At 64.9% G+C, this 1,990-nt stretch carries 2 protein-coding genes and 1 pseudogene; 1 reads left to right on the forward strand and 2 read right to left on the reverse strand.

Annotated features, from left to right (window positions below):
• Nucleotides 1–134: pseudogene (locus ACFRAC_RS36685) on the reverse strand (IS5/IS1182 family transposase); the annotation flags it as partial.
• A gap of 375 nt (nucleotides 135–509) precedes the next feature.
• On the opposite strand from ACFRAC_RS36685, the gene ACFRAC_RS36690 reads away from it, so the two are divergent.
• Nucleotides 510–1,178: a hypothetical protein gene (locus ACFRAC_RS36690; protein WP_382939728.1), complete on the forward strand. Its 669-nt coding sequence runs from the start codon at nucleotides 510–512 to the stop codon at nucleotides 1,176–1,178.
• Between the two features lie 173 nt (nucleotides 1,179–1,351).
• Here ACFRAC_RS36690 and ACFRAC_RS36695 read toward each other — a convergent pair.
• The coding region (locus ACFRAC_RS36695) for a PIN domain-containing protein (protein WP_382939731.1) at nucleotides 1,352–1,990 on the reverse strand (639 nt) is incomplete at its 5' end.

The following is a 1,990-nucleotide window of genomic DNA, read 5'->3' on the forward strand; positions in this document are numbered from 1 at the left end:
GACCTTTTCGGGGATCGTGTGCGCGATGCCGCCTTGCCGCGTTGCCGCAAGCAGCTGCGGAAGCCGCGAGAGCTGTATGCCTTGTCCGCGATCACTCGGTCAGGTCGGCGGAGTGGCCAGCCCGGGCCTGTCCGGCTTGGTGTCCTCCGGCTTCGTGAGGACCCCGGCCCCGGCCACGGGGCCTTCGTTGTTCCCTTTGATTCCCTGATCTCTGACCGCGGACTCTGGAAAGATCTGCTGCGGACACGGACGGGAAGCGTCCGGCAGTCGGCTAGGGAGGTTGAGTGGGTCAGGATCGACAGGCACAACCAGCCACTGACGGGGAGTTATCGCAGGCGGAGCCCGCCGACGCGGTTCCGCAGCCGACAGTTAGTGACGGGGCGTCGGCACAGACACATCCCTCCGACACGGCGCCCCCGCAGCCACAGGCGCAATCAGGCGGAGACGCTGGCTCATCACAGCCGGAGTCTCCCGGCTCCGCTGTAAAGCCGCCGCAGCGCATCGACTGGATGAAGGCCGCCACAGTGGTGGCCGCACTCGCAGCCGCCGGCGGCCTGATCTTCTCCGCCTGGACCAGCTACTACAGCGTTCAGACAGCTCAGGATCAGCTCGACCAGTCACGCGAGGACGCTGACCGAGAACTCCGCCAGCAAGCCGTACTGGTCTCGAGCTGGACTCAGATCGACGGCAGCAACGCGGCGCGCGGAGAGCCTGGCGTGACCACCGGGTACATAGCGAACCGCTCACTCGATCCTGTCGATCAGGTCGTCGTCGGCCTCTCCACAGAACTCAAAGGCGACGCCCGCACGTTCCCCCTCGACTACAAAGAGGCCAAGACCATGCTGTATCTGGGATCCCTCCCGCCGTGCTCGCGGGTGACCCTCCCGGCGTTTGTCGCGAAACGCCAGCTAGGTCCTGGGATGTCCCTGGATGTCAGCTACCACATTCCCGGGGTGTCCTTCATCGACGTTTACGGCCAGCGATGGGCACGCCCATCCTCCGCACCCTTGCAGCCTCTGAAGGAGGGGGGACCCGTCAATAGCAAAGCCAACCTCTCAGCAATGTCGAAAGTGCTGTTCGAGGACGAGGTCTTGGGACTCACTTGGACGCCCGCCGGGGCGAGCAACACTCAGGTGCCTGCACCGGAACCGCTCGAAGAATGCGGTCCCGCCAAGTAGCAACCGAACGACACCAGAGATCTTGACCGACCTCGCCTGACCGACCACCGACAGGAATGCCCGCATCCTGCCGCTTCACGGCGCGGGCCTTCACCGCGTGATCGTCGACTCTCTTGGTGCCTGGACGCCTCGTTTTCTGGAGGGGGGCTTCTTCTTGGTCGTCTGCTTCCGGTTCATCGTCGACCGGCATGCTCAGCTTGACGTCGCGTAGGCCTGCGACACGGGCACGGGTCGCCTGGCCTGTGTCGTAGGTAAGTGACTGTTACCTCGCGTCCCGAGAGAGGCTTGATGGCGAGCGCCCGGTCGACGATCTCGTCGTCGTTGATCGGCAGCCGTACATGCCCTGGCGGGTCAAACAAGAGCTGCACTGTCACTTCACCGCGCCGTACGCCGGTGTTGCGTTGCACCTCCGCGTCCGCTTGGCGGAGCACTGCGTGCTCGGTGCTCTTCTGAAAGAGCTGGTCAAGTACGGCCAGCGTGTACCGCGCGCGCCACCTTGCCTGCGGAGCCTTGCTCTCCTTGAGCTGGTCTAGCTCGTCCACAACGACCATCGGCACCAGGAGGTGAACGGAGTGTTCTGTGATGCCCAGCAGCTCGGCGAAGTCGCTCTCCTCGGCTCCTTGCCCGTGCCGTAAGGCGTACATAGCCGCCCGCAGGCCCGTGCGGTCAACCCTCGGTGTATGGCCGTCTCGCACCGTCGCTTGGTGGAACTGCGCCCCGGCTAGTACTCCAGCAGGATTTCGCTGCCTGACCAGGTCTTTCCGCCGGGTGGCGGGAGTGTAGCGGGACTTCGATCGTGCGGGGGCGGTCTC

Source organism: Streptomyces sp. NPDC056628, assembly GCF_042792555.1.
In the GTDB taxonomy this organism is placed as follows: Bacteria; Actinomycetota; Actinomycetes; order Streptomycetales; family Streptomycetaceae; genus Streptomyces.

Excerpts from the sequence above, each read along its gene's own strand:
- ACFRAC_RS36690 (WP_382939728.1), top strand. The coding sequence starts at position 510 with ATGAAGGCCGCCACAGTGGTGGCCGCACTCGCAGCCGCCGGCGGCCTG.